Source organism: Kitasatospora sp. NPDC048407 (genome assembly GCF_043200475.1).
Taxonomy (GTDB): domain Bacteria; phylum Actinomycetota; class Actinomycetes; order Streptomycetales; family Streptomycetaceae; genus Kitasatospora.
Genome location: NZ_JBICXW010000009.1, coordinates 200,972 through 221,659, shown reverse-complemented (window position 1 = coordinate 221,659; position 20,688 = coordinate 200,972). Strand labels below are relative to the sequence as shown.

The following is a 20,688-nucleotide window of genomic DNA, read 5'->3' as shown; positions in this document are numbered from 1 at the left end:
GCTACCGGGCACCGGCCTTCAACAGGTTCACCACCTCCGCGAGGAAACCGCCGTCGAGCATGGTGGAGACCGCGGTGTCCGCCACCGCCTGATGCCCGGCGTCGTGACAGGCGATGCTCACCAGGTAGCCGCGTTTGAGGGCATACGTACCGAACGTCCACTCGCCGAACCCGGCCGCCGCACCGTCCGGGGTGTGCAGGGCCGTCCCCGGGCCGGAACCGAACTCGGCGAACCCGAACTCGGTGAAGCCCAGCCGCATGCCCTGCCCGAGCGCCTTCGTGTACGCCTCCTTCAGCGTCCACAGCCGCAGCAGCTGCTTCTCCTGCCGCCGCGCCGGCAGCCCGCCCAGCCAGCCCCGCTCGGCGGGCGTGCACAGCAGGCGCCGCATGTCCTGGTAGCGGACCTTGCGGTCGGCCAGTTCGGTGTCCACCCCGATCCGGCCGCGCCGGCTCAGCCCCACCACGATCAGGTCCCGGGTGTGGCTGATGCTGACGTCGATCTGGTCGCAGCCCCGCAGGTACGGCCGGCCGCCGGGCTTGTAGCCCAGCTCCACCGCGTCCGGCGGCACCTGCAACGCGGCCCCCGCCGCGTACCTGACGAGCAGCCGGGACGCCGCGAACCGCTCCCGGGTGCGGACCTGCTCCAGTGAACTGAGCCGCTGCCAGTCGCGGTTGCCGAGGAACTGCCGCAGGTCCGGCTCGGCCAGCACCGCGTCCTGCCACTGCTCGGTGTAGGCGTACACCACCGCGTGCCCGTGCCAGGCCATCGCCTGCCGCACCTGCAGCCACTTGGCGCCCGGCCCGGGCATCAGCAGTGGCGCGTTCACCGCCTCCTGATAGCTCGTCACTTCGCCCCTCCTCCGGCCGGCGGCGTGTCGTACAGGTCCAGGGAGCGCCCGCCGGCCACCCGTTCCAGCACCTCGTCGTGCACCCGCCGCACGCAGTCCGCGGACGGCGGCGGCACCGGCAGGCCGAGCCGGCGGGCCAGCCGGGACAGCGCCAGCGCCGGCCACGCCGGGTCGGCCGGGAAACCGCCCCCGCCCCGCCGGGCCTCCCAGCCGCCGAGCGCCGCCCCCGCCGCCGCCAGCAGCGCGTACCGCTCCACCAGCGCGCACCAGGACGGGCTGGCCAGGGCGGCGGCGCTGTCCGCGGGCAGCGCCAGCGCCCGCTCCCGCACCGCCGACAGCTCCTCGGCCAGCACCCCGGCCAGTTCGGCCAGGGCCGCCCCGTCCGGCCCCGCGGGCGGGCGGGCGCGCAGCCGGGCCGCCGCGCCCGTCAGCGTGGCCGCCAGGAAGTCGGTGCCGCCGGCCACCCCGAGCCCGCCCAGGTCGAGCGGCGGCAGCGGCTCCTCCCAGGCGTACAGCGCGGCCGGCGGCTCGTCCGCCCGCAGCCAGGACTCCCGGGCCAGCAGCGGCAGTTGCGGGATCAGCACGGCCTGGCAGGCGGCCGTCCCGACGTGCCCGAGGCTGGCCGCCGGCAGGTCCCGCAGCAGCTTCTGCAGGCTGCCGGGCCCGCCCGCCCGGTCGTACCCGGCCGCGCCGAGCACCGTGGACAGCTCCTCCACGTCCTCCTGCAACAGGTCGGGTACCAGGTACTTCACGGCCGCCGCCCCCAGGTGGGCGCTGTCCGGCAGCAGGTGCAGGGCCCGCAGCACGGCGGTGGCCATCGCGTCGCACACCAGCAGATCGGCGAACACCCCTGCCAGCAGCGCCCGGTGGCGCGGCCCGCTGGCCGCCCGGGCGGCGGCCCGCAACACCGTGTCGGCGGCGGCGACCACCACGGCCGGGATCAGCGTCCGGTTCAGCTGGAAGGTGCGCAGCGCCAGCCGGACGCCTTCGCCGTCCGGTCCGACCCGCGCGTCCTCGGGCACCGGGAGGTCGGTGAACTCCAGCCCCGCGAACCGGCAGCCGCGCAGGCCCGTACTGATCCGCCGCGGCAGCACCGTCAGCGCGCCGCCGGCCTCCGCCGGGTCCACCAGCAGCACCGAGTGACTGCCGCCCTGCTGCCCGGTGCGGGCGTACACCACCACCGCACCGGCCCGGTCGGCGTTGATCACCACGTCCTTGCGCCCGCGCAGCAGGTACCCGTCGCCGTCCGCGACGGCCCTGAACTCCCCCTGCCACATCGCGTTGCCGTGCGCCAGCGAGTGGTGCGCGATCGCCACCGGCCGCCCGTCCAGCAGCAGCCGGGCCAGCCGGCGCCGCTGCCCCGGGCTGCCGGCCGCCCACACCGGGGCGGCGGCGAACAGCGAGGTGATCCCGTGCCCGAATCCCAGCGAGACGTCCCGCCGGAACACCGGCCGCAGCACCCGCGCCAGCACGTCGGCCCGCTCGAAGCGCCCGCCGAGCTCCACCGGCACCAGCTCGGCCCCGAACCCGCCCTCGTGCAGCACGGCCACCGCACCCTCGGCGGGCTCGGCCCGCTCGTCGGCGGCCAGCAGCGCCCGGAACCCGGCCGGATTCTCCGGGTCGTCGGGATCCCCGAGCCGCCGCTCCCACTCCGCGACGCGCTCCCGGACCCGTTGCTCGGTGACGCCCACCGGGCCCGCGGCGACGGCGAGTTCGGCCCACTCGTCCTGCTGCTCGATCACGTTCACCGGACCACCTCCCGGGGCGGCGCGGGCAGCGTCTCGTCGAGTTCGGCGTACACCGGTCGCAGGTCTCCGCGCAGGAACAGTTGCCGCATCGTCGAGCGCCGGACCTTGCCGCTGGTGGTGCGACGCACCGAGCCGGGGCGGACCAGCAGCACGCCGGCCGGCCGGGCGCCGAACTCGTCGGCCAGGCAGCCGCGCACCCGCGCGGCCAGCGCCGCCAGCGCGGCCTGGTCGCGGCCGGGGTGCCGGACCTCCTGGACGACGACCAGCCGGTCGGGCTGGTCGGCGCCGAACACCACGGCGGAGGCCAGGCGTTCGCCGCAGTCGATCAGGCGGCGTTCCATCTCCTGGGGGTGGACGCTCTGCCCGGCCACCACCACGGTGTCCTTGAGCCGTCCGGTCAGGTACAGCTCGCCGTCGCTGAGGACGCCGAGGTCACCGGTGCGCAGGAAGCCGCGGGCGCCGTCGGCGGTGACGGCGCCGAACACCTCGGCGGTCTCCAGCGGCCGCTGCCAGTAGCCGGCGGCGACGGCCGCCCCGCGCACCCACACCTCGCCCTCGGCGCCGTCGGGCAACTCGGCCCGGGAAGCCGGGTCGACGATCCGCACCTCGCCACCGCGCGGACGGCCGCAGCTGACCACCCGCCGGCCGTCGCCCGCGCCCACCGGCAGCCCGGTCCGGACCGCGACCGGGCCGCCGCCGGTGGTGCTGACCAGCAGGGTGGCCTCGGCCAGCCCGTACCCGGCGACCATCGCCCCGGGCCGCAGCCCGGCCGCGGCGAACCGCCCGGCGAACGCCTCCACGGTGGCGGCGGACACCGGCTCGGCGGCGTTCACGGCGGTCTCCCAGCGCGACAGGTCGAGCCCGGCGAGTTCCGCGTCGGTGACCTCGGCGGCGCACCGGGCGTACGCCGAGTCGGGGGCCGCGGCCACCGTCACGCCGTACCGGTCGATCGCCTCCAGCCAGCGCGCCGGACGGCCCAGGAACAGCCGGGGCGGCATCAGCACGGCGGTCGCGCCCAGCCACAGCGGGTGCAGCAACTGCCCGATCAGGCCCAGGTCGTGGTAGCAGGGCAGCCAGCCGCCGATCCGCGAACCGGCGTGGGTGCCGAGCGCCTGCTGGATCTCCCGCATGGTGGCCAGCAGGTTGGCGTGGGTGACCTGGACGCCGCGCGGGGCGGCGGTGGTGCCGGAGGTGTACTGGATCAGCGCGACCGCCTCCGGGCCGAGCCGGGCCGGCTGCCACCCGTCCGCCGCCGGCAGCGCCGTGTCGACGGCCAGGCAGAGCACCGCGCCGCGCCCCGCGTCGGACAGCCGGCGCGAGACGTCCGCGGCGTGCCGGGCGACGGTGAGCACCACGGCCGCGCCGGTCTCCCGGGCGATCGCGGTGGTCCGCTCGGCGGCGGCCGCGGACGTCGACGGCGGCGGGACGGGCACCGCGACGGCGCCCGCGTACAGGCAGGCCACCACCGCGACGGCGAGGTCGACGCCGGTCTCCAGCGCCACCAGCACCGGCCGGCCGGCCACCTGGCGTTCCGTCAGCCACTGGCCCAACTCGCGGGCCCGACGGTCGAGTTCGCCGTAGCTCGCGGCGCGCGCACCGGGAGCGGGATCGTGTGGATCGCCCGGTTCGAGGACCGCAGGGTCGGCGGCCGCACGGGCGAACCGCTCGGCCAGGGCCTCGGTCAGAGTCGCCGGCTCCCGCATTCCGCACCTCCGGAGGTTCCGCGCCCGGCCCGCTCGTCGGGCGGCGCTGCGTCCAGTCTCCGGTGGGCCGCTCAACCGCCTCTTGAAGCCCGCTCTCCTCCGGCTCGGCCGCTCCCGCACGGTCATCGCCGCACCCCGTCACCGGGCAGCAGCCGCCTCAGGTGCAGCAGTTCGGACCGCAGCTCGAGTTCGACCGCGCTCAGCGGAACGTCCGGGATCAGCTGCTCGGGGTGCCCGGGCGGCGGCGGCAGCAGCGTGATCGGCGGCTCCAGCGGCCACGGCCGCTCCACCGGCCGCCCCAGCAGCATTGCCTCGTACCGGGACGCCGCCGTACAGAGATACATGTCGCCGAGCAGCGACAGTCCCCACAGCAGCCGTCTCACGGCCGCCCCCAGCAGCCTCCGTCCCGAGCGGGTCACCCCGGCCATTGCTCCACCTCGCTTCGTCTCCGGCGTATCGCGGTGGGCAGGATCCGGCCGACGGCTGGAGCGCCGCTCGAACCGCGCCGGAGAACGAACCGTGCCGAAAAACGACGGTGCCGGAAAACGACGATGCCCGCCCCCGGTTCGGGGACGGGCACCGTACGGAGCAGCAGCCTCAGGCCAGCTTCTCCAGGATCAGGTCCTTGACCTTCGCCGCGTCGGCCTGCCCGCGGGTGGCCTTCATGACGGCGCCGACCAGCGCGCCGACCGCCTGCACCTTGCCGTCGCGGATCTTCGCGGCGACGTCGGGGTTGTCGGCGATCGCCTGGTCGACGGCCGCGCCGAGCGCCGAGTCGTCGGAGACCACGGCCAGGCCGCGCTTCTCGACGACCTGGTCCGGCTCGCCCTCGCCGGCGAGGACGCCCTCGATGACCTGGCGGGCCAGCTTGTCGTTCAGCTTGCCCTCGGCGACCAGCGCGCAGACCCGGGCCACCTGCGCCGGGGTGATCGGCTGCTCGGACAGCTCGGTGCCGGTCTCGTTGGCGCGCCGCGCCAGCTCGCCCATCCACCACTTGCGGGCCTGGTCGGCGGGGGCGCCGGCCGCGATGGTCTCGGTGATCGGCTCGACCGCGCCGGCGTTCAGCACCGACTGCATGTCCTGGTCGTTCAGACCCCACTCGGCCTGCAGCCGGGCCCGGCGGACCCGCGGCAGCTCGGGCAGTTCGGCCCGCAGCTCCTCGACCCACTCGCGGGCCGGGGCGACGGGGACCAGGTCGGGCTCCGGGAAGTACCGGTAGTCCTCGGCGTTGTCCTTGATCCGGCCGGCCGTGGTGGAGCCGTCCTCCTCGTGGAAGTGCCGGGTCTCCTGGACGATCGTCCCGCCGTCGGTCAGCACGGTGGCGTGGCGCATGATCTCGAACCGGGCGGCCCGCTCCACGCTGCGCAGCGAGTTGACGTTCTTGGTCTCGCTGCGGGTGCCGAACTTCTCGGTGCCGTTGGGGCGCAGCGACAGGTTGACGTCGCAGCGCATCTGGCCCTTGTCCATCCGGGCCTCGGAGACGCCCAGCGCCTTGATCAGCTCGCGCAGCTCGGCGACGTACGCCTTCGCGACCTCGGGGGCCCGGTGGCCCGCGCCCTCGATCGGCTTGGTGACGATCTCGATCAGCGGGATGCCGGCCCGGTTGTAGTCGAGCAGCGAGTACTCGGCGCCGTGGATGCGGCCGGTCGCGCCACCGACGTGGGTGGACTTGCCGGTGTCCTCCTCCATGTGGGCGCGCTCGATCTCCACGCGGAAGACCTCGCCGTCCTCCAGCTGCACGTCGAGGTAGCCGTTGAAGGCGATCGGCTCGTCGTACTGGCTGGTCTGGAAGTTCTTCGGCATGTCCGGGTAGAAGTAGTTCTTCCGGGCGAACCGGCACCACTCCGCGATCTCGCAGTTCAGCGCGAGACCGATCCGGATCGCCGACTCCACACCGACCGCGTTGACCACCGGCAGCGAGCCGGGCAGGCCGAGGCAGGTCGGGCAGGTCTGCGAGTTCGGTTCCGCGCCCAGCTCGGTGGAGCAGCCGCAGAACATCTTGGTCTTGGTACCCAGCTCGACGTGGACCTCAAGGCCCATCACCGGGTCGTACGAGGCGAGTGCCTCCTCGTAGGAGACCAGGCTCATGACGCTCACAGCGTCCCTTCTTCAGTCATGGGAGGTTCAGCCGAGCAGGACGTCGTCGTCGCCGAGACGCTTGAGCTCGCGGACGAGGAGCGCGGTGCCGGTGATCAGGGCGGCGGCCCCGACCACGGCGTTGATCAGCTTGAGGGTGTCGTTGTCCTCACGGGCGTGGCGGATGTCCTTGACGATGGAGATCGCCCCGAACGCGCTTCCGCCGATGGACAGCCACAGGCCGGGCTTCGAGTGCTTCCAGCCCTTGGCCTTCTCGATCTTGCTCATAGTGCCGGTGCCTCCTCCAGCAGGGTGTGACCCCACTTGTCGTTGAGCGCGGCCTCGACGGCGCCGCCCACGCGGTAGAGGCGGTCGTCCGCCATCGCGGGGGCGATGATCTGCAGGCCGACCGGGAGATTGTCCTCCGGGGCGAGCCCGCAGGGCAGCGACATGGCCGCGTTGCCCGCCAGGTTCGAGGGGATGGTGCACAGGTCGGCGAGGTACATCGCCATCGGGTCGTCCGCCCGCTCGCCGATCGGGAACGCGGTGGTCGGCGTGGTCGGGGAGATCAGCACGTCCACACCGGCGAACGCGGCGTCGAAGTCCCGGGAGATCAGCGTCCGGACCTTCTGCGCCGAGCCGTAGTAGGCGTCGTAGTAGCCGGAGGACAGCGCGTAGGTGCCGAGGATGATGCGGCGCTTGACCTCGTCACCGAAGCCGGCCTCACGGGTCAGCGCGGTGACCTGCTCGGCGGAGCGGTTGCCGTCGTCACCGACCCGCAGGCCGTAGCGCATCGCGTCGAACCGGGCCAGGTTCGAGGAGCACTCGGACGGGGCGATCAGGTAGTACGCGGGCAGCGCCAGCGTGAACGACGGGCAGGACACCTCGACGACCTCGGCGCCCAGCTCGCGCAGCAGCTCCACCGACTCGTTGAAGCGCTGCATGACGCCGGGCTGGTAGCCCTCGCCGGCGAACTCCTTGACGATGCCGATCCGCATGCCGCGGATGTCACGCATCTTCGCGGCCTCGACGACGGCCGGCACCGGCGCGTCGATCGAGGTGGAGTCCAGCGGGTCGTGGCCGGCGATCGCCTCGTGCAGCAGCGCCGCGTCCAGCACGGTGCGGGCGCACGGGCCGCCCTGGTCCAGCGAGGACGAGAAGGCGACCAGGCCGTAGCGGGACACCGCGCCGTAGGTCGGCTTGACGCCGACGGTGCCGGTGACGGCGCCGGGCTGGCGGATCGAGCCGCCGGTGTCGGTGCCGATCGCCAGCGGCGCCTCGAACGCGGCGAGCGCCGCCGCGGAGCCGCCGCCGGAGCCGCCGGGGATCCGGGTCAGGTCCCACGGGTTGCCGGTCGGGCCGTACGCCGAGTTCTCGGTGGAGGAGCCCATCGCGAACTCGTCCATGTTGGTCTTGCCGAGGATGACGACGTCCGCGTCCTTCAGACGCCGCGTCAGCGTGGCGTCGTAGGGCGGGATCCAGCCCTCGAGCATCTTCGAACCGCAGGTGGTCGGGATGCCCTTGGTGGTGAAGACGTCCTTCAGCGCCAGCGGCACACCGGCCAGCGGGCTGAGCTGCTCGCCCTTGGCCCGCTTGTCGTCGACCTTGCGGGCGGCGGCCAGCGCGCCCTCGTTGTCGACGTGCAGGAAGGCGTTGACCTTCTTGTCGACGGCGTTGATGCGGTCCAGGTGGGCCTGCGCGACCTCGACGGCCGACACCTCGCCCTTGGCGATCGCGGAGGCCGTCTCGGCCGCCGTGTACTTGATCAGGTCGGTCATCTCGGTCAGTCCTCCCCGAGGATCTGCGGCACGCGGAAACGCTGGTCCTCACTCGCCGGGGCGCCGGACAGCGCCTGCTCCGGGGTCAGCGACTGTCGCACCTCGTCCGCCCGCATGACGTTGCTCAGCGGGAGCGGGTGGGAGGTCGGCGGGACGTCCTGCCCCGCGACCTCGGAAACGCGGGCGACCGCGCCGATGATCACGTCGAGCTGCTCGGCGAAGTGGTCCAACTCCTCCGCCTGCAACTCCAGACGCGACAGCCGGGCGAGGTGGGCGACCTCCTCGCGCGTGATGCCAGGCATGCAGCGATCCTCAAGGGTGAGTTCCGGTAGACCGGGCGGCCCTGGGCACACCCGTCCTTTTTGGTCTTGAGGGCCATCCTATGTGCCCCTTCAGGGGCGCGGGGAACTGCGCGAGGCGGAAGGGGACCAACAGCAAGGTCCGCCCGGGGGCAGAACTCCCTCCCCGGACGGACCTCGCGAACGAACGACTATCGCGGCAGCGAGGAAACCGCCCCCGTCCGCCGCACCTGCAGCCACGCCGTCGCCTGGTCGACCGGCAGCGCGGCCGACACCAGCCACCCCTGCACGGCGTCCACCCCGAGGTCGTGCAAGCGCTCCCAGGTCTCGTCGTCCTCGACGCCCTCGGCGACCACCGTCAGGCCCAGCGAGTGGGCGAGTTCGACGGAGCAGCGGACCACCGCCGCGTCGTGGTCGTCGGCGACCATCCGGGAGACGAACGAGCGGTCGATCTTCAGTTCGCCGACCGGGAGGCTGCGCAGCCGCACCAGTGAGGAGTGCCCGGTGCCGAAGTCGTCCAGCGACATCCGCACGCCGTAGCGGCGCAGTTCGGCCAGAGTGTCGGCGGCCCGCCGGCTGTCGTCGAGCAGCAGCCGTTCGGTGATCTCCAGTTGGAGCGCCTCGGCGGGGACCTGGTGCCGGGTGAGGTGTCCGGCGACCCGGGCGGCGAAACCCGGATTGAGGACGTCGCGCGGCGAGACGTTGACGGCGACCGGCACCATCAGGCCCTGGTGGCGCCAGCGGGCGATCTGCCCGACGGCGCTCTCCAGCACGTAGTCGGTGAGCCGGGGCATCAGGCCGGAGGACTCGGCGAGGCTGATGAACTCGTCGGGGGGCACCCGGCCCTGCCCGGGCCGCTCCCAGCGCACCAGCGCCTCCAGGCCGACCACCCGGCCGTCGAAGGCGACCTTCGGCTGGTAGTGCAGGGCGACCTCGTTCATCTCCAGCGCCCGCCGCAGGTCGCCGAGCAGGCCGATCCGGTACGGGGTCTCCAAGTCCCGTGCCTCGTCGTACAGTTCGACGCCGCTGCGGCTGTGCTGGGCGTGGCCCATCGCCACGTCGGCGCGCCGCAGAAGCGATTCTGCGTCCTGGGCGTGCGTCGGGTGCACACAGACCCCGGCACTGGCCTCCAGCACCAGCAGCAGCCCGTCCAGCCGGATCGGTGCGGCGAGTTCGGTGATCAGCCCCTTCGCGATCCGCTCCAGCAGTTCGGGACTGCCGACGCCGGGGAGCAGCACCGCGAACTCGTCGCCGCCCATCCGGGCCACCACCGGGCGTTCGCTGCGGCGGCGCACCTGCGGGGGCAGCACGGCGGTGTCCGGGCCCGGCGCGAAGCTGGGGCCGGAGCGCAGCGCCCGGTGCAGGCGGCGGGCGATGTGCACCAGCAGCCGGTCGCCGGCGGTATGCCCGAGCGCGTCGTTCAGCGACCGGAAGCGGTCCAGGTCGAGCAGGATCAGGCCGACGCTGTAGCCGTCCTCGCCCTCGTGCGCGGCCAGCGCCTCCTGGGTGGCGATCAGCAGGGCCTGCCGGTTGGGCAGGTCGGTCAGCGGGTCGGTGAGCTGGTCCCTGGCCCGGTCCCGGGCGATCCGCCAGGCGGCGACCAGTACGGCCAGCGGAACCGCGAACAGCGGGAGCAGTTCGGGTTCGTAGCGGTACACCAGGACGGCCAGCGGGATCAGCGGCGCGGCCCCGGCCAGCAGGACGCCGAGCAGCAGCACCGCCCCCGCCATCCCCTGCGGCGGGCGTGTGGGCGCGCCGCCGGTCGTACGATCCATAAGCCCAGTCCTCCGTCGGGCCCGCCCCCGCTGGGCCGCCTCACGGTGAGGCACCCCCTCCTCGGGATGCCGGTGGACGTCAGACGAGGGCGTGTCCCCGGGGCTCCGGCAGAACCGGTGCCACACACTCCTGCTGACAGTTCGTAGCGCCCAGGGTAAGCCGGGGTCCGCCGTACGGGCGCACTTTCCGGTCACCTCCGAGCGCGACGTCATATCCGCGCGCTGCTCGATGACACAATGCCCGATTTCGCTCCCGAACACCCGGCTGACGCGGCATCAGGACGGTAACGACCTGTCAGGAAACCTGCTCCTCCGGTACTTCTCCGGCATTTTCCCCACCGGCCTCGTCCTCCGCGCCGCCCCCTTCGACGTCCAGCCCGAGGTGCTTGCGGGCGGCGTCCGCGCCCTGCTCCAGCAGCACCGCGAACCCGGCGTCGTCCAGCACCGGGACGCCGAGCTGCACCGCCTTGTCGTACTTGGAGCCGGGGTTGTCGCCGACCACCACGAAGTGGGTCTTCTTCGACACCGATCCGGTCACCTTCGCGCCGCGCGAGGCCAGCGCCTCCTTCGCGCCGTCCCGGGTGTGCCCGGCGAGAGTGCCGGTGACCACCAACGTCAGCCCCTCCAGCGGGCGTTCGCCCTGCTCCTCGTCGGCCTCCTCGGTGAACCGCACGCCGGCGTCGCGCCACTTGCGGAGGATCTCGCGGTGCCACTCCTCCGCGTACCACTCCTTGATGGCCTTGGCGATGGTCGGCCCGACGCCCTCGACGGCGGCGAGTTCGGTCTCGTCGGCGGCGAAGATCCGGTCCAGGTCACGGAATTCGCGGGCCAGTTCCTGCGCGGCCACCGGGCCGACGTGGCGGATCGACAGTCCGTTCAGGAAGCGCCACAGCGGGCGGTCCTTGGCCTTGTCCAGGTTGTCCAGCAGAACACCGGTGTTCTTCTTCGGGGCGCCGGCGGTGGTGGCGAAGAAGGACGTCCGCTTCTCCTTGCCGGTCTTGTCGTCCGGCTTGGGCATGCCGGTCTTCGGGTCGCGCACCAGCACCTTGATCGGCAGCAGCTGCCCCTCGGTCAGGCCGAAGATGTCGCCCTCGTCCTTGACCGGCGGGTCGGCGGGCTCCAGCGGCTGGGTGAGCGCGGTGGCCGCGACGTAGCCGAGGCCCTCGATGTCCAGGCACTGGCGGCCGCCGAGGAACGCGATCCGCTCGCGGATCTGCGCCGGGCAGTGCTGCGCGTTCGGGCAGCGCAGGTCGATGTCGCCCTCGGACATCGGGCGCAGCTCGCCGCCGCACTCCGGGCAGTGCGTGGGCATCTCGAACGCCCGCTCGCTGCCGTCGCGCAGGTCGTAGACCGGGCCGAGGATCTCCGGGATCACGTCACCGGCCTTGCGCAGCACGATGGTGTCGCCGAGCAGCACGTCCTTGGCCTTGACGATCTGCTGGTTGTGCAGCGTCGCGTACTGCACCATCGAGCCGGCCACCTTCACCGGCTCGGCCAGCACCGCGTACGGGGTGGCCCGGCCGGTGCGGCCGATGCCGATCTTGATCTCGGCGAGCTTGCCGGTGACCTCCTCCGGCGGGTACTTCCAGGCGATCGCCCAGCGCGGCGACTTGGAGGTGGAGCCGAGCCGGCCCTGCAGGGCGATCTCGTCGACCTTGACCACCACGCCGTCGATCTCGTGCTCGACGGAGTGCCGCTGCTCGCCGAAGTACTTGATGAACGCCCGCACTTCCTCGAGCGAGCCGACCACCTTGTTGTGCTTCGCCGTCGGCAGGCCCCAGTCGTGCAGCAGCTGGTAGGCGTGCGACTGGTTGTCGATGTCGAAGCCGACCCGGGCGCCGATGCCGTGCACCACCATCCGCAGCGGGCGGGCGGCGGTGACCAGCGGGTCCTTCTGCCGCAGCGATCCGGCGGCGGCGTTGCGCGGGTTCATGAACAGCCGGATCATCGCCCGCGGCCGCTTGCCCTCCTTGGCGCGCTCCTCGTTCTCCTGCCGACGGCGCTCGTTCTCCTCGGCGAAGGAGGCGTTCAGCGCGTCGAACTCCTCGGTGGGGAAGTACACCTCGCCGCGGATCTCCACCAGCGCGGGGATGTTGTCGCCGCGCAGGCGGTGCGGGATCTCCTTGATGGTGCGGACGTTGGCGGTGATGTCCTCGCCGACCCGGCCGTCGCCGCGGGTCGCGGCCTGCACCAGCGCCCCGTTCTCGTACGTCAGGTTGACGGCCAGGCCGTCGACCTTCAGTTCGCACAGGTAGTGGTACTCGATGCCGGACAGTTCGGTGGCGACCCGCTCGGCCCAGGCCGCCAACTCCTCGGCGTCCATCGCGTTGTCGAGGCTGAGCAGCCGCTCCCGGTGCTCGACCGGCGCGAACAGCACGGCCGGCGCGCCACCAACCTTCTGGGTCGGCGAGTCGGGCGTCACCAGCGCCGGGTGCTCGGCCTCCAGCGACTCCAACTCGCGCATCAGCCGGTCGAATTCGGCGTCGCTGACGGTCGGCGCGTCCAACTCGTAGTACCGGGCCCGGTGCTCCTCGATCTCGGTCGCCAGTTCGGCGTGCCGGGTCCGCACCTCCGCCGGGATCTCCTCCCAGCCCTCCACAGCCGCCACCGCGCCGTCCTCCTCGCTCGTCACTCCGGGTTGTCCACCAGGCTCCGTGCCGCCCGCACCGCCGAGGCCAGCGCCCGCCGCGCGTACACCGGGGACGCCCCCGCGAGCCCGCACGTCGGCGTCACCACCACCCGGCGGCCCAACAGCTCCGGGGCCAGCCCGAGCCTGCGCCACAACGTCCTGACACCCTGGACACTACCGGCCGGGTCTGACGATTCGGCGTCGGTGGAGGGCACCACACCGGCGAGGATCAGCGTCCCGCCCTCGACCGCCTCGCCCAGGTCGTCGTCGTCACGCTCCGTCAGGAACGAGAAGTCCAGGCTGATCCCGGCCGCACCGGCCCGGCGCAGCAAGGGAATCGGCACCTTCGGCGCGCAACTGTGCACCAGCACCGGCGTTTCCACGCCCCGGATCACCTCGCGCAGCGCCTGCTCGGCGAGTTGGCGGTCGATCGCGCGCAGCCGCTGGAAGCCGCTGGCGGTCTTCACCGAACCGGCGAGGACGGCGGGCAGCAGCGGCTCGTCCAGCTGCAGCACGATCGTCGCGTCCGGCACCCGGCGGCGGACGTCCTCCAGGTGACGGCGCAGGCCCTCGGTCAGCGACTCCGCGATGTCCCGGCAGGCGCCGGGGTCGCTGAGCGCCTTCTCGCCGTGCCGCAGCTCGATCGACCCGGCCAGCGTCCACGGCCCGACCGCCTGGATCTTCAGCAGCCCCTGATAGCCCTGGGTGTACTCCTCCAGCGCGTCCAGGTCCTCGCCCAGCCAGGACCGGGCCCGCTTGGTGTCCCGCCCGGGGTGGTCGGTGAACCGCCACCCACTCGGCTCGGTCTGCACGAACAGCTCGGTCAGCAGGCCCGCCCCGCGCCCGATCATGTCGGCCCCGGGCCCGCGCCCGGGCAGCTCCGGCAGGTGCGGCAGCTGTTCCAGCTCGGCCATCACCCCCCGGACCATGTCCCGCACATCCCCGCCGGGCATCGACCCCACCCCGGTCGCGGCCCCGGCCAGCTCTCCGAAAACGTCCACGTCAGTCACGGGACAGAGCCTACGCAGCCTCGCCCTCAGACGGCATCGAGGAAGCCGGTCAGGCTGCGCAGGTAGTCCTCGGGGTGCGAGACGTGCGGGACGTGGCCGGTTCCCTCCAGCGTCCTGACCTCGGCCCGGGGCAGCGCCTCGCCGAGCCGGGAGATGATGGCCGGGAACCACGGCGGGCTCTCGGTGCCGTTGGTCAGCAGGGCGGGGCCGGTGTAGCCGGACAGCCCGGCGAGGTCGAGGAACAGCCAAGCGGGATCGGCCAGTTCGTCGAGAAAGGTGGGGGCGTTGGTGACCAGGGTGTCCCGGAGCCAGTCCGGGAGCTGCTCCCAGTTCCCGGGGCCGAGAGCGACCTCCTCGACGAACTGCTCGGCGCCCGCGAGGTTCTCGCCCGCACGCAGATGCTCCCGGACGGATTCCAGCTTCTCCCCCATGGCCCGCATCAGCGGCCCAAGCTCCGGGTCCTCCCCCACGATCCCCATCAGCGGGGGCTCATGCGCCACCAGGCTCCGGAACAGCTCAGGACGCCTCGCCGCCAGGCCCAGCGCCGTCGAGGCCCCGAAGGAGTTGCCGGCCACGTGCGCCGGTGCCAGGTCGAACGTCTCGATCAGCGCGGCGAGATCCTGCTCGTCCTCGGTCCGCGTCCCCTGCCCGGCGGGGCGTTCGCTCCGGCTGTGCCCCCGCCGGTCGTATGCCAGCACGCGGTACCGCTCGGCGAGGTCGGGCACCACAGCACCCCAGGTGCCGTGGTCGGTCCAGGACCCGTGCACCAGCACCAGCGGATCGCCGTCCCCCGCCAGCTCGTAGTACAGGCCGACACCGTTCACCCGGGCCAGAGGCATGCGACCGCTCCTCACCTGGTGGAGCCGCGACCACGGCCCCGCCCCTCCAGTGGACCCCAGCCGCGCTCCCCCGGCTACTGGCCGGGGCGCACCGTGATCTCGGTGATCGCCGCGTCGCGCGGCAGGTCGAGGGCGGCGGAGGCGCCGTCTGCTGGCCGTTCTGGTTGGACACCGTGCAGCGGCGTACTGTCGCACGCATGGCGAGCGATCACCTTGGGTGGCCGTCATCGAGGCCAGCGGCTTCGCCGTGGACGGCGAGCTGTGGGCCATGTCCGCCGACTGCTTCGAGGGCAGCGGGGGCGACGGCAGCGACACCAGCGGGAGCGGCAGTTGCAGCCAGTGCCATCGCGGTTGCCACAGCAGTTGGCGACCGACCAACCGGCCCGCTCCGCTCGCGACTTGACCGGGGCGGGCCGCACTCCGGAGGACTCCCGTGGGCTACGCCTGGCACCAACTGCCGTCCGAACTGCGAAGCGGAATCGAGGGACGGACCGGCCCGGTTGCCCGCGCGACGCCGCCGACCGCCGGGACCGTCTCCGACTTCTCCGCGCTACTGGACGCGGCCGGGGGGCCGGTGTTCTGCAAAGCGGTCCGGGAGGACAACGCCAAGGCGTGGATGCACCGCCTGGAATCGGCCGTCAACACCGTCCTCCCGCCCGGCACTGGCCCCCGCCTGCTGTGGACGGTCGAGGCCGCCGGGTGGCTGGCCCTCGGGTTCGAACGCGCGCCCGGGCGGCACGCAGACCTGTCCCCCGGATCGGCCGATCTGCCACTGATCGCCCGAACACTGGAGAACCTCGCCGAGACGCTGACCCCGGCTCCGCCGCTACGAACTCTGCGGCTCGCCGACCGGTGGTCCGGCCAGGACTTCTGGCACACGCTCGACGAGCGGCACCGGGACCGGCTCGACGCGTGGGCCGTGGAGCGGTTGAGCACGTTGATCGGGGCCGAACACGAAGCGCCGGCCCTGATCGACGGCGGGACTCTCGTCCACACCGACCTCACCGGCCCCAATCTCCTGGTGGACGGCGACACGGTCCGGGTCGTCGACTGGGCGTTCCCCGCACCCGGCGCGGCCTGGGTCGACACGGCGTACCTGGTCGTCCGGCTGATCCAGGCGGGGCACACACCCGAGAACGCGGAACGATGGGCCGACGGCGTGTCGATGTGGCGCGCAGCCTCACCGGGGGCCGTCACTGCGTTCGTCGCGACCCTCACCGGGCTGTGGACGCTGCGCGCCGACGCGCTCGGTGCCCACGGCCTGGCCTGGCTCCGCCACCGCCTGGGGTGACCGCCCTACTGGCCGGGGCGGACTGTGATCTCGGTGATCTCCGCGTCGCGCGGCAGGTCGAGGGCGGCGAGGATCGCGGTGGCGACCGACTCCGGCGCGATCCACTTCGAGGGGTCGTACTCCTTGCCCTCCTGCTGGTGCACCTTCACCTGCATCGCGGTGGCCGTCCGCCCGGGGTAGACGGTGGTGACCCGGACCCCGTTGGCGTGCTCCTCCTGCCGCAGCGCGTCGGCGACCGCGCGGACCGCGAACTTGCTGGCCGCGTACGAGCCCCAGGTGGGGTCGGCGCGCAGGCCGGCGCCGGAGTTGACGAACACCACGTGTCCGCGCGCGAGGCGCAGCGAGGGGAGCAGCAGGCGGGTGATCTCGGCGGGCGCGACGGTGTTGACGTTCAGCTGCTGCTGCCACGCCTTGACGGGGGTCTCGCCGACGGTGCCGAGTTCGACCACGCCGGCGATGTGCAGCAGCGAGTCGAGTTCGACGGGCAGCGCCTGGTGGCCGAACGCCCAGGACAGCTTGGCCGGGTCGTCGAGGTCGCCGACCAGCGTCCGCGCCTCGGGGTAGCGCTCGCGCAACTGGGCGGCGCGGCGCGCGTCCCGGGCGAGCAGCCAGACCTCTTCGCCGCGGGCGGTGAGCTTGTCGGCGACGGCGGAGCCGATGCCGGAGCCGGCGCCGGTGATCAGGTGGACACCCATGGGATTCCTCAGTTCTGCTTGGCGGTGGCGTGGGCGAGGGCTTCGGCGGGAGTCTGCGCGAAACTCACCAGCTCGGCGAGCGGACGCGGCAGGAACCCTTCGCTGTCCATCCGCTCGAGCTGGGTCCGCGTCCCGGCGTAGAACCCCTCGGTGTCGAGGAACACGATCGGCTTGTCGTGCCGCCCGTGCTTCTTCAGCTCCAGCACCTCGGTGACCTCGTCCAGCGTCCCGAGCCCGCCGACCAGCACCACCACCGCGTCCCCGCGCGCCAGCAACTCGGCCTTCCGCGTGGCCAGATCGGGCGTCACCACCAGCTCGTCGGCGCCTTCGTACGCCTTGTGCCGCAGGAACTCCACCGACACCCCGACCAGCCGACCCCCGGCCTGCTGTACCTCGTCGGCCAGCAGCCCCATCAGCCCGGTGTGCGACCCGCCCCACACCAGCGTGTGCCCACCGGCCCCGAGCAGCCGGGCGAACTCCGCCGCCGGAGCGGTGTACTTGGCATCGAGCAGGTTCGCCGAACAGAAGACCGTGATGTTCATAGTGCAACCAGGTCTATCACCGCCCGCCACGCCCGGGTCAACCCGGTTAACGACCGGCTAGGCCTCGACGGCCCGTTCGGTGCTCGCGATGGTCGCCGAGCCGACCACCCGGGTGCCGTCGTACAGCACCACGGCCTGCCCGGGCGCGATGCCGCGGGCGGGGGTGTCGAGGCGGACGTGCAGCTCGTCGCCGGTCATCACCGCCGTCACCGGCACCTCTTCGCCGTGGGCGCGGAGCTGCGCGGTATAGCGGCCTTCGCCGCTCGCGGGGGTGCCGCACCAGCGGGGGCGGATGGCGGTGAGGGCGTGCACGTCGAGGCCGCTGGCGGGGCCGACGGTGACGGTGTTGTTGACCGGCGAGATGTCGAGGACGTAGCGGGGCTTGCCGTCGGCGGCGGGGCGGCCGAGGCGGAGGCCCTTGCGCTGGCCGATGGTGAAGCCGTAGGCGCCGTCGTGTTCGCCGAGCTTGGTGCCGTCGGTGTCGAGGATGTCGCCGGTGGCGGTGCCGAGGCGTTCGGCGAGGAAGCCCTGGGTGTCGCCGTCGGTGATGAAGCAGATGTCGTGGCTGTCGGGCTTCTTGGCGACGGCGAGGCCGCGCCGGTCGGCCTCTTCGCGGATGACGTCCTTGGTGGTGTCGCCGAGCGGGAACAGCGAGTGGGCGAGCTGGTCGGCGTCGAGCACGCCGAGCACGTACGACTGGTCCTTGGCGCCGTCGACGGCCCGGTGGAGTTCGCGGGTGCCGTCGGGCAGGTCGACGATCCGGGCGTAGTGGCCGGTGCAGACGGCGTCGAAGCCGAGTGCGATCGCCTTGTCGAGCAGCGCGGCGAACTTGATCTTCTCGTTGCAGCGCAGGCACGGGTTGGGGGTGCGCCCGGCGGCGTACTCGGCGACGAAGTCCTCGATCACGTCCTCGCGGAAGCGTTCCGCCAAGTCCCAGACGTAGAACGGGATGCCGATCACGTCGGCGGCGCGGCGGGCGTCCCGGGAGTCCTCCAGGGTGCAGCAGCCGCGCGCGCCGGTGCGGAAGGACTGCGGGTTGCTGGCGAGCGCCAGGTGGACGCCGGTCACCTCGTGGCCGGCTTCGACGGCCCGGGCGGCGGCGACGGCGGAGTCGACGCCGCCGGACATCGCGGCGAGCACGCGCAGTCGGCCGGTGGACGGGGTGGTCGGGGCGCCGGGGAAGTCAGTCATAAGGAGTCCAGCCTAACGGTGGCCGGGCGGCTCGCCGGACGGTCAGTTCGACACCAGGACGGGCGGCTCGCCGGACGGTCAGTTCGACACCAGGACGGGCGGCTCGCCGGACGGTCGGCTCCACAGCAGATCGTTCCGCTACAGAACAGATCCGGTCAGCGACCGGCCCGCACCAGACCGGCCCGGCGGGCCCGCTCCACCGCTCCGGGCAGCGCGGCGGCCAGCGCCTCGACGTCCGCCCGGGTGGAGGTGTGGCCGAGCGAGAACCGCAGCGAGGCGCGGGCGAGTTCGGGGGCCACGCCCATCGCCAGCAGCACGTGGCTGGGCTGCGGGACGCCCGCCGAACAGGCCGAACCGGTGGAGCACTCCACACCGGCCGCGTCCAGCAGCATCAGCAGCGCGTCGCCCTCGCAGCCGGGGAAGGAGAAGTGCGCGTTCGCGGGCAGCCGGCCCGCCGGGTCCGGGTCGCCGTTCAGCAGCGCCTCGGGCGCGGCCGCCCGGACCACCGCGACCAGGTCGTCACGCAGCATGCCGACACCCGCCGCGTACTCGGGCTGCCGCTCGACGGCCAGCTCGGCCGCCACCGCGAACCCGGCCGCGCCGGGCACGTCCAGCGTCCCGGAGCGGACGTCGCGCTCCTGGCCGCCGCCGTGCAGCAGCGGAACGGGCGTCGCGGAGCGGGACAGCAGCAGCGCGCCGACCCCGTACGGGCCGCCGATCTTGTGGCTGGTGACGGTGAGCGCCGTCAGCCCGGAGTCGGCGAAGGACACCGGGACCTGGCCCAGCGCCTGCACCGCGTCCGCATGCATCGGGATCCCGAACTCCGCGGCGACGGCCGCGAGTTCGCGTACCGGCTGGACGGTGCCGACCTCGTTGTTGGCCCACATCACGGTGACCAGCGCGACCGTCTCCGGCGCCCGCTCGATCGCCTCGCGCAGCGCCTCCGGGCGCACCCGGCCGACCTCGTCCACCGGCAGGTACTCGACCTCGGCGCCCTCGTGCTCGGCCAGCCAGTGCACCGCGTCCAGCACCGCGTGGTGCTCGACCGGGCTGCTCAGCACCCGGCGGCGGGCCGGGTCGGCGGCCAGCCGGGCCCAGTACAGGCCCTTGACCGCCAGGTTGTCGGATTCGGTGCCGCCCGCGGTGAGCACGATCTCGCTGGGCCGCGCGCCCAGCGACTCGCCCAGCGACTCCCGGGACTCCTCGATCACCCGGCGGGCCCGCCGCCCGGCGGTGTGCAGGGAGGAAGCGTTGCCGACGGTCCCGAACTGCGCCGTCATCGCGGCGATCGCCTCGGGCAGCATCGGGGTGGTGGCGGCGTGGTCGAGGTAAGCCATAGCGGGTCCAGTGTAGGCGGCCCGCAGGTCACGATTTGGCCATTGCACCCTCTGCAACGCGCCGTTAGCGTTCCGGCCACGCCGCTGTGAGAGGGGGAGGGCCGTGTCCCAGACGGTCGACCGCGCGCTGACCATCCTGGCCTCGCTCGGCGAGGGCCCGGCCTCGCTGGAGCAGGCCGCCGCCCGGATCGGCGTGCACAAGTCCACCGCCCTGCGGCTGCTGCGCACCCTGCAGGAACACGGCTTCGTCACCCGGCAGTCCGACCACCGCTACCGGCTCGGCGGCCGGCTGTTCGCGCTCGCCCACCAGGCCCTCGAGGGCATCGACATCCGCCAGGTCGCCGCCCCCTACCTGGCGGTGCTCAACGAGCGCTACGGGCACACCGTCCACCTGTCGGTCCTGGAGGGCGACGAGGTGCTCTACCTGGACAAGGTGGACGCCAAGTACCCGGACCCCGGCCGCAGCTGGCTCGGCGAGGACAGCCGGATCGGCCGGCGCGCCCCCGCCGCGGCCACCGCGGCCGGCAAGGTGCTGCTGGCCGACCTGCCCGCCGACCGGCTCACCGCCTACCTCGCCGAGGCCGAATTCCCGGCCCGCACCCCGCAGTCGATCAGCGACCCGGAGCAACTGCGGGCCGAGCTGGTCGAGGTGCGGCGGCGCGGCTGGGCCGTCGACCAGGCCGAGTACCACCCGTCGGTGAACTGCATCGCCGCCCCGATCGCCGGCACCGAGGGCACCGCGATCGCCGCCTGCTCGATCTCCGCCCCGGTGCAGGTCGCCTCGGTCGTCGAACTCAGCAAACTGCTGCCGGAACTGCTCTGCACGGTCGAGGCGATCTCGCTGGCCTACGGCGGCTCCCCCACCCCCCGCTGGTGCGAGAACCGCTGCGGCGCCAAGCACGAGGTGCGCGCCGCACGCAGCTGAGGG

At 73.2% G+C, this 20,688-nt stretch carries 18 protein-coding genes and 1 pseudogene; 3 read left to right on the top strand and 16 right to left on the bottom strand.

The window, feature by feature from the left end; genetic code table 11:
* Position 1: 1 nt before the first annotated feature.
* From ACGFWJ_RS19165 to ACGFWJ_RS19110, 12 genes and pseudogenes are all read right to left on the bottom strand, one after another.
* On the bottom strand, positions 2-847 hold the full coding sequence (locus tag ACGFWJ_RS19165; protein ID WP_387637042.1) for a 4'-phosphopantetheinyl transferase family protein: 846 nt from the start codon (positions 845-847) through the stop codon (positions 2-4).
* Entirely contained in the window at positions 844-2,595 is a 1,752-nt protein-coding gene (locus tag ACGFWJ_RS19160; protein WP_392950874.1) for an acyl-CoA dehydrogenase, read from the bottom strand. The genes ACGFWJ_RS19165 and ACGFWJ_RS19160 overlap by 4 nt, the downstream gene beginning before the upstream one ends.
* Positions 2,592-4,298: a fatty acyl-AMP ligase gene (locus ACGFWJ_RS19155; protein ID WP_392950871.1), complete on the bottom strand. Its 1,707-nt coding sequence runs from the start codon at positions 4,296-4,298 to the stop codon at positions 2,592-2,594. Before ACGFWJ_RS19155 ends, ACGFWJ_RS19160 begins: the two co-directional genes overlap by 4 nt.
* Before the next feature lie 122 nt (positions 4,299-4,420).
* Positions 4,421-4,726: a DUF6059 family protein gene (locus ACGFWJ_RS19150; protein ID WP_387637050.1), complete on the bottom strand. Its 306-nt coding sequence runs from the start codon at positions 4,724-4,726 to the stop codon at positions 4,421-4,423.
* Between the two features lie 169 nt (positions 4,727-4,895).
* Positions 4,896-6,395: an Asp-tRNA(Asn)/Glu-tRNA(Gln) amidotransferase subunit GatB gene (gatB, locus tag ACGFWJ_RS19145; RefSeq protein WP_387637053.1), complete on the bottom strand. Its 1,500-nt coding sequence runs from the start codon at positions 6,393-6,395 to the stop codon at positions 4,896-4,898.
* 27 nt (positions 6,396-6,422) lie between these two features.
* The gene (locus ACGFWJ_RS19140) at positions 6,423-6,662 is read right to left on the bottom strand and encodes a hypothetical protein (RefSeq protein ID WP_387637056.1); all 240 of its coding nucleotides are present in this window, start codon (positions 6,660-6,662) and stop codon (positions 6,423-6,425) included.
* Complete coding sequence (gene gatA / locus ACGFWJ_RS19135; protein WP_387637059.1) at positions 6,659-8,152, bottom strand: Asp-tRNA(Asn)/Glu-tRNA(Gln) amidotransferase subunit GatA; 1,494 nt, start codon at positions 8,150-8,152, stop codon at positions 6,659-6,661. Before gatA ends, ACGFWJ_RS19140 begins: the two co-directional genes overlap by 4 nt.
* A gap of 5 nt (positions 8,153-8,157) precedes the next feature.
* Positions 8,158-8,454 carry an Asp-tRNA(Asn)/Glu-tRNA(Gln) amidotransferase subunit GatC gene (gene gatC / locus ACGFWJ_RS19130; protein WP_035866399.1) on the bottom strand — a complete coding sequence of 99 codons (297 nt, stop codon included), beginning with the start codon at positions 8,452-8,454 and terminating at the stop codon, positions 8,158-8,160.
* Positions 8,455-8,675: 221 nt separating this feature from the next.
* Positions 8,676-10,163, bottom strand: a pseudogene (locus tag ACGFWJ_RS19125) (putative bifunctional diguanylate cyclase/phosphodiesterase); the annotation flags it as partial.
* Positions 10,164-10,521: 358 nt separating this feature from the next.
* Positions 10,522-12,858 (bottom strand): NAD-dependent DNA ligase LigA, encoded by a 2,337-nt coding sequence (gene ligA / locus ACGFWJ_RS19120; RefSeq protein WP_392950867.1) that lies wholly within the window; start codon positions 12,856-12,858, stop codon positions 10,522-10,524.
* Positions 12,855-13,808, bottom strand: coding sequence for a methionine synthase (locus tag ACGFWJ_RS19115; RefSeq protein ID WP_392950977.1), 954 nt, complete (start codon positions 13,806-13,808; stop codon positions 12,855-12,857). The genes ligA and ACGFWJ_RS19115 overlap by 4 nt, the downstream gene beginning before the upstream one ends.
* 83 nt (positions 13,809-13,891) lie before the next feature.
* A complete protein-coding gene (locus ACGFWJ_RS19110) occupies positions 13,892-14,704 on the bottom strand; it encodes an alpha/beta fold hydrolase (RefSeq protein ID WP_392950864.1) in 813 nt (270 codons plus the stop codon).
* A gap of 217 nt (positions 14,705-14,921) precedes the next feature.
* Here ACGFWJ_RS19110 and ACGFWJ_RS19105 point away from each other — a divergent pair, with 217 nt between their 5' ends.
* Together ACGFWJ_RS19105 and ACGFWJ_RS19100 are read left to right on the top strand one after the other, a co-directional pair.
* Positions 14,922-15,107: a hypothetical protein gene (locus ACGFWJ_RS19105; protein WP_392950862.1), complete on the top strand. Its 186-nt coding sequence runs from the start codon at positions 14,922-14,924 to the stop codon at positions 15,105-15,107.
* Positions 15,108-15,137: 30 nt separating this feature from the next.
* Positions 15,138-15,995: a phosphotransferase gene (locus ACGFWJ_RS19100; protein WP_392950859.1), complete on the top strand. Its 858-nt coding sequence runs from the start codon at positions 15,138-15,140 to the stop codon at positions 15,993-15,995.
* Between the two features lie 5 nt (positions 15,996-16,000).
* Here ACGFWJ_RS19100 and ACGFWJ_RS19095 read toward each other — a convergent pair whose 3' ends face one another.
* The 4 genes from ACGFWJ_RS19095 to ACGFWJ_RS19080 form a co-directional block, all read right to left on the bottom strand.
* Positions 16,001-16,690, bottom strand: a complete 690-nt coding sequence (locus tag ACGFWJ_RS19095) for an SDR family oxidoreductase (protein WP_392950856.1) — start codon at positions 16,688-16,690, stop codon at positions 16,001-16,003.
* Between the two features lie 8 nt (positions 16,691-16,698).
* Positions 16,699-17,232, bottom strand: coding sequence for a TIGR00730 family Rossman fold protein (locus ACGFWJ_RS19090; protein WP_392950853.1), 534 nt, complete (start codon positions 17,230-17,232; stop codon positions 16,699-16,701).
* A 57-nt stretch (positions 17,233-17,289) separates the two neighbouring features.
* Complete coding sequence (gene mnmA, locus ACGFWJ_RS19085) at positions 17,290-18,423, bottom strand: tRNA 2-thiouridine(34) synthase MnmA (RefSeq protein WP_387637075.1); 1,134 nt, start codon at positions 18,421-18,423, stop codon at positions 17,290-17,292.
* 155 nt (positions 18,424-18,578) lie between these two features.
* Positions 18,579-19,760 (bottom strand): cysteine desulfurase family protein, encoded by a 1,182-nt coding sequence (locus ACGFWJ_RS19080; protein WP_387637082.1) that lies wholly within the window; start codon positions 19,758-19,760, stop codon positions 18,579-18,581.
* 103 nt (positions 19,761-19,863) lie between these two features.
* Between ACGFWJ_RS19080 and ACGFWJ_RS19075 the strand changes: the two genes are divergently transcribed.
* The gene (locus ACGFWJ_RS19075) at positions 19,864-20,685 is read left to right on the top strand and encodes an IclR family transcriptional regulator (protein ID WP_387637084.1); all 822 of its coding nucleotides are present in this window, start codon (positions 19,864-19,866) and stop codon (positions 20,683-20,685) included.
* Positions 20,686-20,688: the final 3 nt, after the last annotated feature.

Coding starts and splice junctions, on each gene's coding strand:
- ACGFWJ_RS19155 (WP_392950871.1), bottom strand. CDS start 4,298: ATGCGGGAGCCGGCGACTCTGACCGAGGCCCTGGCCGAGCGGTTCGCC.
- ACGFWJ_RS19150 (WP_387637050.1), bottom strand. CDS start 4,726: ATGGCCGGGGTGACCCGCTCGGGACGGAGGCTGCTGGGGGCGGCCGTG.
- ACGFWJ_RS19140 (WP_387637056.1), bottom strand. CDS start 6,662: ATGAGCAAGATCGAGAAGGCCAAGGGCTGGAAGCACTCGAAGCCCGGC.
- gatA (WP_387637059.1), bottom strand. CDS start 8,152: ATGACCGACCTGATCAAGTACACGGCGGCCGAGACGGCCTCCGCGATC.
- gatC (WP_035866399.1), bottom strand. CDS start 8,454: ATGCCTGGCATCACGCGCGAGGAGGTCGCCCACCTCGCCCGGCTGTCG.
- ACGFWJ_RS19115 (WP_392950977.1), bottom strand. CDS start 13,808: ATGCCCGGCGGGGATGTGCGGGACATGGTCCGGGGGGTGATGGCCGAG.
- ACGFWJ_RS19110 (WP_392950864.1), bottom strand. CDS start 14,704: ATGCCTCTGGCCCGGGTGAACGGTGTCGGCCTGTACTACGAGCTGGCG.
- ACGFWJ_RS19095 (WP_392950856.1), bottom strand. CDS start 16,690: ATGGGTGTCCACCTGATCACCGGCGCCGGCTCCGGCATCGGCTCCGCC.
- ACGFWJ_RS19090 (WP_392950853.1), bottom strand. CDS start 17,232: ATGAACATCACGGTCTTCTGTTCGGCGAACCTGCTCGATGCCAAGTAC.
- mnmA (WP_387637075.1), bottom strand. CDS start 18,423: ATGACTGACTTCCCCGGCGCCCCGACCACCCCGTCCACCGGCCGACTG.
- ACGFWJ_RS19080 (WP_387637082.1), bottom strand. CDS start 19,760: ATGGCTTACCTCGACCACGCCGCCACCACCCCGATGCTGCCCGAGGCG.